Annotated in this window: 11 protein-coding genes; 2 read left to right on the forward strand and 9 right to left on the reverse strand. The window is 71.6% G+C overall.

What is annotated here, in order from left to right; all coding sequences use genetic code 11:
• Positions 1–437 precede the first annotated feature (437 nt).
• The 3 genes from U874_RS0111515 to U874_RS0111525 all read right to left on the reverse strand — a co-directional run bounded on the left by U874_RS0111515 (position 438) and on the right by U874_RS0111525 (position 4,695).
• Entirely contained in the window at positions 438–1,433 is a 996-nt protein-coding gene (locus U874_RS0111515; RefSeq protein ID WP_025134687.1) for a C-terminal binding protein, read from the reverse strand.
• Complete coding sequence (locus U874_RS0111520; RefSeq protein ID WP_025134688.1) at positions 1,430–3,133, reverse strand: thiamine pyrophosphate-binding protein; 1,704 nt, start codon at positions 3,131–3,133, stop codon at positions 1,430–1,432. The genes U874_RS0111515 and U874_RS0111520 overlap by 4 nt, the downstream gene beginning before the upstream one ends.
• Positions 3,134–3,255: 122 nt before the next feature.
• On the reverse strand, positions 3,256–4,695 hold the full coding sequence (locus U874_RS0111525; protein ID WP_198525851.1) for a sodium:solute symporter: 1,440 nt from the start codon (positions 4,693–4,695) through the stop codon (positions 3,256–3,258).
• A gap of 263 nt (positions 4,696–4,958) precedes the next feature.
• Here U874_RS0111525 and U874_RS0111530 point away from each other — a divergent pair, with 263 nt between their 5' ends.
• A complete protein-coding gene (locus tag U874_RS0111530) occupies positions 4,959–6,665 on the forward strand; it encodes a PucR family transcriptional regulator (RefSeq protein WP_025134690.1) in 1,707 nt (568 codons plus the stop codon).
• Positions 6,666–6,867: 202 nt separating this feature from the next.
• Here U874_RS0111530 and U874_RS14440 read toward each other — a convergent pair whose 3' ends face one another.
• The 5 genes from U874_RS14440 to speB form a co-directional block, all read right to left on the reverse strand.
• The gene (locus U874_RS14440) at positions 6,868–7,278 is read right to left on the reverse strand and encodes a hypothetical protein (RefSeq protein ID WP_025134691.1); all 411 of its coding nucleotides are present in this window, start codon (positions 7,276–7,278) and stop codon (positions 6,868–6,870) included.
• A gap of 100 nt (positions 7,279–7,378) precedes the next feature.
• On the reverse strand, positions 7,379–8,107 hold the full coding sequence (locus tag U874_RS0111540; RefSeq protein ID WP_029988328.1) for a cyclase family protein: 729 nt from the start codon (positions 8,105–8,107) through the stop codon (positions 7,379–7,381).
• A gap of 4 nt (positions 8,108–8,111) precedes the next feature.
• Complete coding sequence (locus tag U874_RS0111545) at positions 8,112–9,518, reverse strand: cytosine permease (RefSeq protein WP_029988330.1); 1,407 nt, start codon at positions 9,516–9,518, stop codon at positions 8,112–8,114.
• Between the two features lie 14 nt (positions 9,519–9,532).
• A complete protein-coding gene (locus U874_RS0111550; protein ID WP_025134694.1) occupies positions 9,533–9,940 on the reverse strand; it encodes a nuclear transport factor 2 family protein in 408 nt (135 codons plus the stop codon).
• 130 nt (positions 9,941–10,070) lie between these two features.
• Positions 10,071–11,018 (reverse strand): agmatinase, encoded by a 948-nt coding sequence (gene speB / locus U874_RS0111555; RefSeq protein ID WP_025134695.1) that lies wholly within the window; start codon positions 11,016–11,018, stop codon positions 10,071–10,073.
• Between the two features lie 136 nt (positions 11,019–11,154).
• Here speB and U874_RS0111560 point away from each other — a divergent pair, with 136 nt between their 5' ends.
• A complete protein-coding gene (locus tag U874_RS0111560; RefSeq protein ID WP_025134696.1) occupies positions 11,155–11,736 on the forward strand; it encodes a helix-turn-helix domain-containing protein in 582 nt (193 codons plus the stop codon).
• Between the two features lie 98 nt (positions 11,737–11,834).
• Here the strand turns inward: U874_RS0111560 and tyrS are convergent, their stop codons facing one another.
• The gene (gene tyrS, locus U874_RS0111565) at positions 11,835–13,160 is read right to left on the reverse strand and encodes a tyrosine--tRNA ligase (protein WP_051582901.1); all 1,326 of its coding nucleotides are present in this window, start codon (positions 13,158–13,160) and stop codon (positions 11,835–11,837) included.
• Positions 13,161–13,237: the final 77 nt, after the last annotated feature.

Consider the following 13,237-nt stretch of genomic DNA (forward strand, 5'->3'; position numbering starts at 1 on the left):
TCCGAACAGCAACCTGTCTAGGCTAGCACATCACGTGCTCGCTGCGCATTCGTATGAACCGGACCGCTTGGCTTCTGCCTCGCTGCCCGGCTGCGTTGCGCTGACAAGGGAATACATTACGCCGATCGGTACCCGACGGCAAACCACGCCCCGTTCTCGGGCGTGTCCCCGCATGAAACCGCCAAAGTTGCCACACCCCCACCAAGCGGCCATTCGCCGTCCACCCCCTCGAAACCGGCCCGAAACCCGTGATTCTCGCCACTGAGCCGTGTTTCCCGGGCGCGGCGGCCCCAAACGCGCCCCTCGGGCCCCGCACACGCGCTCCCCCGGGTCCGATCCTGCCCCCGAACGCAGTGAAGGCGGCTCCCCGGAGAGGGGAACCGCCTTCGACTGTGCGCTCGGGCTTCTGCCGCACCGAGACCGCTCCTGCGCTCGGCCTACGCCGCCGGGAGCAGCGGGGCGCGGTCCGCGCCGGGCACCACGGCCCGCTCCAGCCGGCCGGCGCGCAGCCAGCTCAGCACGTTGCGCGCGGGATCGAGCGTGTAGTGCTCGAGCGAGCCGGCCGAGAGGAACGCGACGTGCGGCGTGACGAGCACCCGCGGATCCTGCCGGTAGGGGTCGTCCGCCACCGGCGGCTCCCCCAGGAGCACGTCAAGGCCGGCCCCCCGCAGCGTGCCGGCATCGAGCGCGGCCCGCAGCGCCGCAGGGTCGACGAGCTCCCCGCGGGACACGTTGATCAGCGTGGCCCCGGGCCGCATCGCGGCGAACGCGGCGGCGTCGATCGTGCCCGCGGTCTCCGCCGTCAGCGGGAGGTGCAGGGAGAGGGTGTCGGATTCGGCGATGAGCGCGGCCCGGTCCACGAGCTCCACGCCGTGCGCGGGCGCGGTGACGAAGGGGTCGTGCGCGATCACGCGGCCGAACACGGGCGACGCGATCTGCGCGAGGCGCTGCGCGATCCGCCCGAAGCCGAACAGGCCGAGCGTCAGCGTGCTGAGGCGACGCGGCACGGCGGCCACGTCCTCCGTCCAGCCACCCGCGGCGGTGACCGCGAGGCTCCCGCGGAGTTCCCGCTCGCTCGCGAGCGCGAGGGTGAGCGCGTGCGCGGCGACCTCCTCGGTCGCCGCGTCCGTGAGGTTCACGATCCAGATCCCGCGCGCCTCGGCGGCGGCCCGGTCGATCATGTCGAAGCCCGCGCTCATCGTCGCGATGCACGCGACGTTGGGGAGGCGGTCGAGCAGCGCCTCGTCGATGCGGGCGTAGCCGACGACGAGTGCGACCGCGGCCTCGGCGCCCGCGGGGAGCTCCTGCGGCTCCCCCGCGCGCGACGGCAGCGCCGCGAGCACGGTGTCGCAGCCCGCGGCCTCGAGGAGCGCGCGGCCGGGTGCCGGATCCAGATCGGTCTGGTCCGTGAAGAGGACGAGCGGGCGGCTCATGCGGCACCCCCGCTCAGACGATCGAGGTGCGTGGGGGCGAAGAGCTCGAGCAGCGCCGAGAGCACGATGACGCGGGGCTTCCCGGCCTCCAGCGCGCGGGCGACCGCTGCGGGGGCATCGGCGAGCGTCGTCTCCTCGGCCGCGATCCCGAACGACTCGGCGAGCGCCACGTAGTTCGGGCGGGCGAGCTCGGTCGCCGTTGCCGCGCCGAACGCGCCCTCCATGTACTCGCGGAGCACGCCGTAGCCGCCGTCGTCGACGATCAGCCACACGACCGGCAGATCGTGCTGCGCCGCAACCGCGAGCTCCGCGATCCCGTAGAGCGCGCCGCCGTCACCGGAGACGGCGAGCACGGCACCCGTCTCCCCCTGCACGCGGCGGCCGAACGCGGCGCCGAGCGCGGCGGGGAAGCCGTAGCCCAGCCCACCGGCGCCCTGCGCCGAGGCGAACTCCGCGCCGCGCGCGTCCCAGGCCGACCAGGCCCAGTAGGCGAGGATCGTCATATCCCAGTACACGCGCGTGTCCGCGGGCACTGCGTCGCGCAGCCCCCGCACGAGCGCGAGCTCGGCCTCGCGGCCCTGCCCCTCGACCCGCTCGCGCACGGTCTCGAGGAGCTGGGCGATCTGCGCGGTCGCATCGGAGCGGCGGGCTTCGGTCGAGCTGCGGCCGAGGCCGGCGAGCGCGGCGTCGAGGCCGCCGAGCGCGAGCTTCGCGTCGGCGTGGATCCCGATCCCTGGGTGGTTCGAGCCGATCTTGCCGAGGTCGGCCTCGATCTGGATCACCCGGCCGCGGGGGCGGAAGGTGTGGTAGTTGCTCGAGAGCTCGCCCACTCCGCTGCCCACGATGAGGAGCACGTCGGCATCCTCCAGGAACTCGGTCGTGGCGATGTCCTCGATCCAGCCCTGCGCGGAGAGCGGGTGGCTCCACGGAAGCGCGGTCTTGCCGCTGAAGGTGGTGACGACGGGGGCATCGAGCCGCTCGGCGAGCGCCGCGAGCTCGGCCTGCGCACCCGCGCGGACCACGCCGCCGCCCGCGAAGATCACCGGGCGCACGGCGCCGGCGAGCGCGGCCGCCGCGAAGTCGACCGTCTCGGCGATGGGCGCGAGCGGTGCAGGAGTACCGGCGAGCGCCGCACCCTCGAGCGCGGGCACGAGCGCATCGGCCGGCGCGAGCAGGATGTCCTGCGGCACCTCGACGAGCACGGGACCCTGCGGCGCGGCCGCGGCGATCCGCCAGGCCTCCGCCATCGCGGTGGGGATCTGCGCCATCGTGCGCACCGTGACGACGTGCTTCACGACGCCGCGGAACGAGTCCGACTGCTGGGGCAGCTCGTGGAGGTAGCCGTGGCGGCCGCCGCCGAGCCCCGCAACGGGAATCTGCGCGCTGAGCGCGAGCACGGGGATCGAGGAAGCCGCGGCCTCCTGCAGTGCGGCGAGCGAGGTGAGCGCGCCGGGCCCCGTGGAGAGCAGCAGGGGCGCCACCTCTCCCGTGACGCGCGCGAGGCCGTCGGCCATGAAGCCGGCGTTGTTCTCCACGCGGGCGGAGAGGTAGGCGAGGTCGGAGCGGCGCAGCGCGTCGAACAAGCCGAGCGCGTGCTGGCCGGGCAGGCCGACCACGCCGCGGGCGCCGAGGGCGACGAGCGTTTCGAGAACGACGTCGCCGCCGATCCGCTGTCCGGTGTCAGGTGAGTGAGTGGTCATGGTTCCTCCAAGAGAGCAGTGGGACGTGACTGGCACTCGGGGCGGAACTGGGTCCGGCACCGCGGGCGTGCCCTCCGCGGTGCCGGAGCGCGCGGCCGAAGCCGCGCAGGCTGTGAAGCGGACTAGCGCTGCACCTCGTCGTACACGACGTCGTTGACGGCGGTGCGGTCGTCGAGGCTCAGGCGGTGGGTCCACTCGTCGAGGATCGGCTCGGGGGTCGGCTTCGTGAGGAGGCTGACCACCACGTAGGTGACGAGGCTCGCGAGGAGGCTGAAGTAGATCGGCTCGTTGGCGAGGATCCCCCAGATCGACATCGAGACGATCACCACGACGGCGCCCACAAGCATGCTCGAGAGGGCGCCGGCCCGGGTGCCGCGCTTCCAGAACAGGCCGCCGACGATCGCGACGAGCAGGCCGCCGACGAGGATGTCGTAGGCGATCGTGAGCGCGGCCACCACGTCCGTGACGAGCGTGGAGATGAACATCGTGATGCCCGCCAGCACGAAGATCGTGACGCGGTAGCCCGTGAGGCTCTCGCCGCCCACGTGGCCGTCGTGCACCTCGACCTGCTTCGAGCGCAGGCCGAAGACGCGACGGATCGCGGGGAACAGATCGGTGGTGAAGACCGTCGCGGAGGCGATGAGGGCGCCGCTCGCCGTCGACATCATCGCGGAGAGCGCCGCCGCGAGCACGATGCCGCGCACGCCGGGGGGCAGCATCTCCTGCGCCATGAACGCGAAGGCGTCGTTGCGGTTGTCCATCTCGGGGAAGAGCACGCGGGCGGCCATGCCGATGAGAGCGCCGGCGAATGCGTAGAGCAGGCAGTAGACGCCCGAGGTGATGCCGCCCCACTTCGCGACGCGCGGGGTGCGGGCCGTGACGACGCGCTGCCAGATGTCCTGGCCGATGAGCAGGCCGAGCGTGTAGACGATGACGTAGGTGACGATCGTCATCCCGCCGATCGACCAGGGCGAGAAGAAGGAGTCGCCGAGGCGCTCGCGGATGCCGTCCCAGCCGCCGGCCTCCTCGGAGGCGGAGATGAGGGCGATCGGGAGGAGCAGGAGGAACATGCCGACCGTCTTGATCACGAACTGCACGACATCGGTCATGGTGATCGACCACATGCCGCCCATGATCGAGTAGACCGCGACGATCGAGCCGCCGATGATGACGCCCCAGAGGTTCGAGATGCCGAACAGCACGTGGAAGATCGTGGCGTACGCGAGGGTCGAGGTGACCGTGAGCATCAGCGTGTAGAGGAACATCACGATGCCCGAGATGAGCCCGTTCGATCCGCCGTAACGGAGATCGAGCATCTCGGTGACGGTGGTGACCTTCAGCTTCACGATGCGCTTCGCGAGGAACGCGCTGAGCAGGAGGATCCCGAGCCCGATGGCCGTGACCAGCCAGGCGCCGGAGATGCCGTACTCCCAGCCGAGGCCGATGCCGCCCACGGTCGAGGCGCCGCCGAGCACGATGGCGGACATGGCGCCCGAGTACATGAATCCGCCGAGGCGGCGGCCGGCGACGAGGTAGTCGCTCTTCGACTTCGAGCGGCGCATGCCCCAGTAGCCGACACCGATGATGCCGATGAGATACGCCGCGATGACGATGTAGTCCAGGACCACAGTGTCCTCCTAGTGGGGTGGATGGGATCTGCGCCGACGCCCACGTTCATCGACGCTGAGAGTGTGTTACCTCACGGAAAGGTACCCGGCTTCGCGCGGCCTGTATCGCACAGAATGTCCCACTTTTCCCATTCTCTGGGATAATTCATCCCGGGCGGCGCGCGGCAGCCCGCCCACCGACCCCGAGGAGGCCGCAGGTGCACCCCAGCACGCAGGCGCGAGACCGCGCCACCGTTCCGCTCGCCACGCTGCTCGACGCCCCCGAATTTGAGGCGCAGCTCCTCTCCCCTGCGGCCGCGGAGCTCGCCGCCGACACCGAGCTGGCGCGCCGGATCCGCAGCACCCCGGTCGCCTCCTCCATCGTGATCGAGCTCGACGATCCCGGCGGCTACATGATGCCGGGCGACCTCCTCCTCATCACGGGCCTCGCGATCACGGGAGACCCCGGCCTCGATCGCGCCTACGTGGAGCGGCTCCACGCCGCCGGGGTCTCGGCGCTCGTCTTCGGCCTCGAACCCGTCCACGCCGAGGTGCCCGACAGCCTCATCGACGCCTGCCGCGCGCTCGACTTCCCGCTCGTGGCCCTCCCCCAGCACATCTACTTCGCCGCCGTGACGAGCATGCTCAACCGAGCGCTCGAAACCGAGCGCACCCAGGCGCTCGAGGCAATGAACACCCTCGCCCGCCGCCTCACCGAGGCGTCGCTGCAGCACCGCCCCGCGCAGCGCCTCGTCGAGCAGCTCGCGCAGCAGGGCACCGGCTGGGCCGTGCTGCAGATCGAGGACGAGACCTACCGGAGCGGGGAGCTGCCCGCGGGCCTCCCGCTCGAGACGACGATCGCCGAGCTGCGGGACCGGCTCAGCGCCCAGCCCCGCACGCGCGGCACGCTCCCCACCGTCTTCACCACGGTCACCGCGGGCGGCTGGGGCCCCACCGCGGGATCCGGAGCGCGGCTCCGGGCGGGGTCCGATTCCGCGACCGAGTACGAGGTCGCCGCGCACGAGGCCGGGCCGCGCCGCGCACGCTCCCGGGGCTCCGGCGGCGGCGCGATCCTGCTGCTCGGCCGCGCCCCGCGCCTCACCCGCACCGACCTCACCGCGCTGCAGCTCGCGGCGAACCTCGTGGGCCTCGTGCTGCAGCTGCCCGCCGCACAGTCGATGGCGGTCGACCAGCTCCTCATGCACCTCATGACCGACTCCCCCGGCGTCACCGTGCCCGGCGCCGAGCGCGACCGCTTCGCCAGGCTCCTCACGAATTCGTTCGGCGGCGACGCGCGGCGGGCGCACGCGGTGATCGCGATCCGGGATCCTGGCCGCGCCCTCGGCAACGACCCCGTGCAGGGCGACGGCACGGTCGCGTCCGATGCGGCCTGGCTGCGCCGCCTCCTGCACACCCCGTTCGTGGAGCACCGGGCCCGGCGGCTGCGCGCCTTCGTCGGTGCCCCGCCGTCGCCCGGCGAACTGGCCCGGGCGCAGGAGCTCGGCTGGCTGCTCGCCGTGAGCGCGGCGCACGACTTCGGCGATCTCCCCTCGGCGATGCGCGAGGCCGAGGAGCACGCCCGCGCCGCCCGGCACCTGCGGCGCCACATCGACGGCTCCGCGCCGCCCGCCTCGGAGACCTGGCCGCTCGGCGCCGCCGCGGACCCCGTGGTGGCGCGCGCCGCCGCCGCGCACTGGGTGGCCCCGCTGCTCGGCCCGGACCAGGCCGAGGCCCGCCGCGCGCTTACCGTGTGGCTGCACCACCACGGAGCGTGGGATCGCACCGCCCGCGAGCTCGAACTGCACCGCAACACCGTGCGGCGGCTCGTCGCGGAGGCGCAGACCCTGCTCGGCCGCGACCTGGAGGATCCGCTCGAGCGCGCGCGCCTGCTGCTCGCGCTCGCGGCGCTCGACCCGGAGGAGTAGGGGGCGGGGTTGCGTGGCTCGGTGCGGGCTCGGGTGCTGGTGTGGCGCTTGGGGTCTCCGCGCGGGCACTCGGGCACTGGAGCTCCGAATGGACAGGAGAAATCTGGAATATCGGAGCCAAGCCCCCATAAAAGTCCGAGCTTTCGGATTTCTCCTGTGGGTTTGGAGCGCTGGCCGCACGCTTCCCGGGTGTGGAGTCTCGCTAGACCGCGGGGAGCGCGGCAGCACCGGGGCCCGAACGGAGCGCGCGGATCGCAATCGCCTGGCTCAGCGCGAACAGCGCGACGTCGCAGGCGATGGCCAGCACGGCAATAGCGACGAGCGAGCTGGCCGCGGTGAGCGCCGCGGCCGCGATCAGTGCGGTGGCCAGGATGTTGACACCCATCACCAGGCGAAGCGCAAGCCGGATCTGCATGCGGAGCACCATCCACAGCACGAGTGCTGCCCAGACGGCGACCACCACACCGGTGCCGAACAGGAGCGCCTGAGGCAGCGCCACGACACCGGCGATCTGCGGCGCGGCTGCAGCAACGAAGATGCCCAGGATCAGGCAGTAGGCGGCGTCGAGCCGGAGACTCCAGACGCCGAGCGCCCGACCAGAGATACGTGACATAGCCACAGTCTTCCACCTCGCCGGCCGGCGCGCGAGCCCCGCAACAGACAGACCGCCGGGGCGCGAGCCCAACACCAGACAGCCAGGGCGCGAGCCCGCGCTAGGCGAAGCGCGCGACCGCCCGCACCGGGGAGCCGTCGATGCCGGCGAGGCGGAGCGGGAGGAGGGAGAGCTCGAACTCGTCGGGAACCGCGTCGAGTCCGGTGAGGTTCTCCACGATGACCCCGTCGTTGCCGAGCCAGAACTCGTGCACCGGCATGCCGGAGCCGCCCACGGTGAGGTCGGGGCTCAGCGTGTCGACGGCGAGCACCCGCGCGCCCCGGGCCCACAGCGCCTCCGCGAGCGTGAGCGAGACCGCGGGGTGGCGCTCCGCGAGCGGCCCACCGAAGTGCGCGTCCCACCCGGTCGCGATGCACACGATCCCCGGCAGCGCATCGGGCAGCGCGCTCAGCAGCGCAGCAGGCAGCGGATCGGGCGAAGCGCTCGCGAGCGCATCAGCAGAAGCGGCCGGACCAGAGGCGCCCGACGCACCGCCGGATCCCGCGACGTCCGCGATCCCGAGCAGACCGCCAGCCGCGGGGGCGACCGCGCGCAGCACGCGCGCCGGCCCCCAGAGCAGTTCGAGCGGGATCCGGTCGACCGTGCGCCCGCCGGGGATCGAGTGCGCCGGAGCGTCGAGGTGGGTGCCCGAGTGCGAGCCGAGATCCAGCCGCTCGACCGCGACCCCATCGGCCGCAACCGTGAGGGCGGGGGCGAACGTCACCTCGGGGTCGCCGGGGTAGACCGGCATCCCCGTCGTGAGCGGGTGGCTGAGATCGACGAGCGGCACGGGGTCAGCCCCCGATCCGCAGCGCGGAGGTCGCGTCGGCGCCGTCGAGGAGGTGCCCCGCCGGCTCGGCGTCGCGCGCATCGCGCAGGCCCAGGCGACGCACGCCGCCGAGGCCCAGCATGAGGCCGAGATAGAGGAGGAAGCTCACCGCGAAGGCGGGGATGTTCGCCCCGATCGGGCTCGGCGCGACGTAGGCCAGCACGTACGAGAGCGCAGCGCCCACGATCCACACCGCGACGGCGACGAGGTTCACGCCGCCCAGGTACCAGTAGCGGCTCTCGCGCCGCTCGTGCAGGATCTGCCTGGAGTAGCCGCGGCGCTTCAGGAGGTAGTAGTCGGCGATCATGATCGCGAAGACCGGCACGAAGAACGCGCTGATCACGAACAGGAAGTCGGTGAACTGGTCGAGGAGTCCGAGGAACGTGGACCCGACGATGGAGACGATCCCGAGCACGATGGCCGTGGGGAGGAAGCGCAGGTGCCAACGCGACTGCGCGTTGATCGCCGAGGTCACCATGCCGAACACCACCATGCTGTTCGTGGCCATGACGGACAGGAAGATGACGACGCCGAGGGGCCAGCCGAACTCGGCCACGATGACGGAGGGATCGAACGGGATCGCCTCGTTGCCGCTCAGGATGACCGCGCTGAAGGCGACGAGGCCGAGGAACATGGCGATGCAGGTGGAGAGCATGTATCCAATGCCGGATCCCACCACCCCCGCGACGCTGCTCTTCGCGTGCCGGTTCATGTCGGCGGAGAGCACCGTCCACGAGATCGCCGTCGCGAGGACCATGTCGAGCGTGATGAAGGGGGTGCCGCCCAGCTCGGGATCGACCGGGATCGCCGCGAACTCGGCCGGGCTGAACGCGCCGAAGGCGGAGGCGAACACCGTGCCCATCACGATGAGGATGAGGAGCGCGAGCCACGGCTCCACGCGGGAGATGCCGGTGTGCCCGAAGATGGCGAGCACGACGACGATGCCCTGGCAGATCGCGGAGAACAGCGCCGGGTTCGAGAAGCCCGTGGCCTCGTGCACGAGCGCGTTCACGGTGACGCCCGCGAGCATCGCCTGCACCCAGCTCCAGCCCATCAGGATCACGAGGTTCGCGCCGGCCGGGAGGAGACTCCCCCGAATGCCGAAGGCGCCGCGGGTGAGCGCCATCGTGGGCAGCCCGGTGCGCGTGCCCATGTTCCCCACGAGGGTGAGCACGACGACGCCGATGAGGGTGCCCACGATGATCATCGTGGTCGCCGTGCCGAATGAGACTCCGGGCACGAAGAGCGTGCCCGTGAGCAGGGTGGTGACGACGAGGTTCGCAGCCAACCAGATCATGCCGATGCGGAGGATCCCCTGCGTGCCGCGGACGGGACCGGCGGATTCGTCGTGGCCGTCGAGATTGACGGCCATCGTCTCGGTGCTCGTCACGGCGCGACCTCCGCGGGCACGGTGGAGAGGTGCTCGTGGATCGCGAGCAGTCGCCCATCTGCGTCCGCCTGGAAGATGATGCTCTCGCGCTCGACGTAGGACTCAGCGCCGTCGGGCGTCTCGACGCTCGTCGCCACGGTGTGGCTGAACACGGCGCCGCCCGGGAAAGTCTGCACGAGCCGCTCGCTCGATGCGCAGGAGGTGACGCGCCAGCCGCTCGCGAGCCACTCGGCCCACAGCGCCTCGTAGGCCGCCCGGCTGTCGAGCCGCGCGGGCTCGGGGTGGAAGATGAAGGTGGCCGTGGGGGCAAAGCCCGCGAAGTAGGTGTCGGTGTCGGTCGCGGAGAACGCGGTGACGATCGCGTCGGCCGCGGCCAGGACGGCGGCTTCGGATGGGGTGTGCATGATCCGGGTGCTCCTGTGAACTCGATCGGGTGGTGCGGGGCGCGGGGTGTGGGTGCGGGATGCAGCGCGGCGGGGTGCGGGGCGCGGGCCCTGCACCCCGCCGCGTGCGACGACGAGTCGCGTGCGACGGCTAGTCGCGTGCGGCCATCGCGCTGACGAGCTCGTAGACCACGTGGCTCGCGGCGACCGCGGTGATCTGCGCGTGATCGTAGGCCGGGGCGACCTCGACGACGTCGGCGCCGACGATGTGCAGATCGGCCAGGCCGCGGATGAGGCGAAGCATCTCGCGGCTGGTGAGGCCGCCGGCCTCGGGGGTGCCGGTGCCGGGGGCGTGCGCGGGATCGAGCACGTCGATGTCGATCGAGATGTAGAGCGGCTTGTCACCGACGCGAGCGCGGATCTTCTCGAGCGCTGCGGGGACGCCGTGCTCCTCGATGAACTCGCTCGTAACGATCTGGAAGCCGAGCATCGCGTCGTCCTCGAGATCCTGCTTGCCGTAGAGCGGGCCGCGGGTGCCGCCGTGCATCGACGCCGTCATGTCGATGAGGCCCTCCTCCGACGCGCGGCGGAAGGGGGTGCCGTGCGTGGTGGGGGCGCCGAAGTAGGTGTCCCAGGTGTCGAGGTGCGCGTCGAAGTGGAGCACCGCGACGGGGCCGTGCTTCTTGTTGATGGCGCGCAGCAGGGGCAGGGCGATCGTGTGGTCGCCGCCGACCGTGACGATCTTGTCGACCTTCTCGCCGAGCTCGGTGGCTGCGGCCTCGACCTGGGCGACGGCCTCATCGAGGCTGAAGGGGTTCGCCACGATGTCGCCGGCGTCAACGACCTGCTTGACGAAGAAGGGGGACACGTCCTGCGCGGGGTTGTAGGGGCGCAGGAGGCGCGAGGCCTCGCGCACGTGCGAGGGGCCGAAGCGGGCGCCGGGGCGGAAGCTCACGCCGGTGTCGAAGGGCACGCCGACCACGGCGATGTCGGCCGACGGCACGTCTTCGATGCGCGGCAGCTTGGCGAAGGTGGCGATCCCGGCGTAGCGCGGGGTCAGGCTGGCGTCGACCGGCCCCTGCGGGGTGTGATCAGTCACGATCCACATTCCTTTCAGATCCGCTCCCACGAAAGTTTCGTGAGAGTAAACAGGTGAGTTCTATCGGTGAACTTGCATTCACTATAGGCTGGACCGCGCGGTCGGGTCAATGCGAGCGCAGGAGGAGGGCGAGAGCGTGCGGGCGATTCATCTGAGCGCGGGCGACGATCCCGTGCGGATCGGGGCCAAGCTCCGCTCGTCACGGGTCGCCCAGGGGCTCACCCTCGAGCAGCTCGCGCAGGCCTCGGGCCTCACGAAGGGCTTCATCAGCCGGGTCGAGCGCGACGACACGATGCCGAGCGTGCCCACCCTCGTACAGATCTGCCACGCGCTGTCGCTGCCGGTCGGGGCGCTCTTCGAGGAGCCCGACGTGCAGCACCTCGCCCTCGACGACGCACCGCGCATCAACATGGGCGGGATCGGGGCCGACGAGCGCCTCGTCACGCCGCGCGCCGAGGAGCGCGTGCAGCTGCTCCGCTCGTCGGTCGAGCCGCACGGCACGGGCGGCGAAGAGCTCTACACCGTGAGCTGCGCCGTCGAGTCGCTGCACGTGATCGCGGGATCGGTCGAGGTGCGCTTCTCCGACCGCGTCGCCAAGCTCGCGCCCGGCGACACGCTGACCTTCCCGGGCCTCACCCCGCACACGTGGAGCGCGGGCGCCGAGGGCGCCGAGATGGTCTGGGTGCTCGTGCCCGCAGCGTGGAGCGGATCGAGCTAGGCAGGATCCCGCGCCGCCCGCCCCGCGCCTCGCTCAGACGACGAAGCGCCCGCCGGCCGAGGGGCCGAGCGGGCGCTTCGATGCAGCGGCGAGCTGCGCTAGGCGGCGGTGACGCCCGCGAGGGTCTTCTTGCCGCGGCGCAGCACCGCGAAGCGGCCGTGCAGCAGATCGTCCGCCGTGAGCACGGCGTCCTCCGCCTCGACCGCGACGTTGTTCACGTAGACCCCGCCCTGCGCGATCGCGCGGCGGGCCTCGCCGAGGCTCTTCACGAGCTCCGTGTCGACCATGAGCTGGGCGATCGACGCACCGGCTGCGCCGGACGCCTGGGCCAGCGCCTCGATGGCGCCCGCGAGCGTCACCGCGTCGAGCGCCGCGAGGTCGCCGCGACCGAACAGCGCCTCGGAGGCGTCGATCGCACCCTGCGTCGCCGCGCTGCCGTGGACGAGGGTCGTCACTTCGAGCGCGAGACGCTTCTGCGCCGCGCGCTTGAAGGGCTCCTCGGCCACCTGGCGGGCGTACTCCGCGATCTCATCGCGCGAGAGGAAGGTGAACACCTTGAGACGATCCACCACGTCGGCGTCGGCCTGGTTCAGCCAGAACTGGTAGAAGGTGTACGGCGAGCACATCTCGGGGTTCAGCCAGATGGCGTTGCCCTCGCTCTTGCCGAACTTCGTCCCGTCGGAGTTCGTGATGAGCGGCGTGCCGATGGCGTGCGCGGTGCCGCCCTCCGCCTTGCGGATGAGCTCGGTGCCGCTCGTCAGGTTGCCCCACTGGTCGCTGCCGCCGGACTGCAGCTTGCAGTCGTACTGGCGGTACAGCTCGAGGAAGTCGAGGCCCTGGAGGATCTGGTAGCTGAACTCGGTGTAGCTGATGCCCTCGTCCGAGTTCAGGCGCTTCGCGACGATGTCCTTCTTGATCATCGTGCCAACGCGGAAGTGCTTGCCGATCTCGCGCAGGAAGTCGATCGCCGAAAGCGGCGCGGTCCAGTCGAGGTTGTTCACGAAGCGGGCGGCGTTGTCGCCCTCGAAGCTCAGGTAGCGGGAGATCTGCTCGCGGAGCGAATTCACCCACGCGGCGACCGTCTCGGGCGAGTTCAGCGTGCGCTCCGACGTGGGGCGCGGGTCGCCGATGAGGCCCGTCGAGCCGCCCACGAGGCCGAGGGGCAGGTGACCCTTCAGCTGGAGGCGACGCATGAGCAGCAGCTGCACGAGGTGGCCGAGGTGCAGGCTCGCCGCCGTGGGGTCGAAGCCGCAGTAATACGCGAAGGGCTCGCCCTCGATCAGTTCCGACAGCGCCGCAGCGTCCGTCGACACGTGGATCAGCCCGCGCCACTCCAGCTCGTCCCACAGGGTGGCGAAGCTGTCGTCGTTGCGCTGGGTTGCCAGGATCTCGGTGCGATCATTCGTTTCAGACACGCCTCCCATCGTACCGCGGTCTGACGGGGAACCTCGGACCGGGGTGCCGCGGGCCGGCACTGCGGGTCGATCCCGCACACGCCGCG

The organism is Leucobacter sp. PH1c (assembly GCF_000633415.1).
Taxonomy (GTDB): domain Bacteria; phylum Actinomycetota; class Actinomycetes; order Actinomycetales; family Microbacteriaceae; genus Leucobacter.

Excerpts from the sequence above, each read along its gene's own strand:
- U874_RS0111515 (WP_025134687.1), bottom strand. The coding sequence starts at position 1,433 with ATGAGCCGCCCGCTCGTCCTCTTCACGGACCAGACCGATCTGGATCCG.
- U874_RS0111520 (WP_025134688.1), bottom strand. The coding sequence starts at position 3,133 with ATGACCACTCACTCACCTGACACCGGACAGCGGATCGGCGGCGACGTC.
- U874_RS0111525 (WP_198525851.1), bottom strand. The coding sequence starts at position 4,695 with ATGCGCCGCTCGAAGTCGAAGAGCGACTACCTCGTCGCCGGCCGCCGC.
- U874_RS14440 (WP_025134691.1), bottom strand. The coding sequence starts at position 7,278 with ATGTCACGTATCTCTGGTCGGGCGCTCGGCGTCTGGAGTCTCCGGCTC.
- U874_RS0111545 (WP_029988330.1), bottom strand. The coding sequence starts at position 9,518 with ATGGCCGTCAATCTCGACGGCCACGACGAATCCGCCGGTCCCGTCCGC.
- U874_RS0111550 (WP_025134694.1), bottom strand. The coding sequence starts at position 9,940 with ATGCACACCCCATCCGAAGCCGCCGTCCTGGCCGCGGCCGACGCGATC.
- tyrS (WP_051582901.1), bottom strand. The coding sequence starts at position 13,160 with ATGGGAGGCGTGTCTGAAACGAATGATCGCACCGAGATCCTGGCAACC.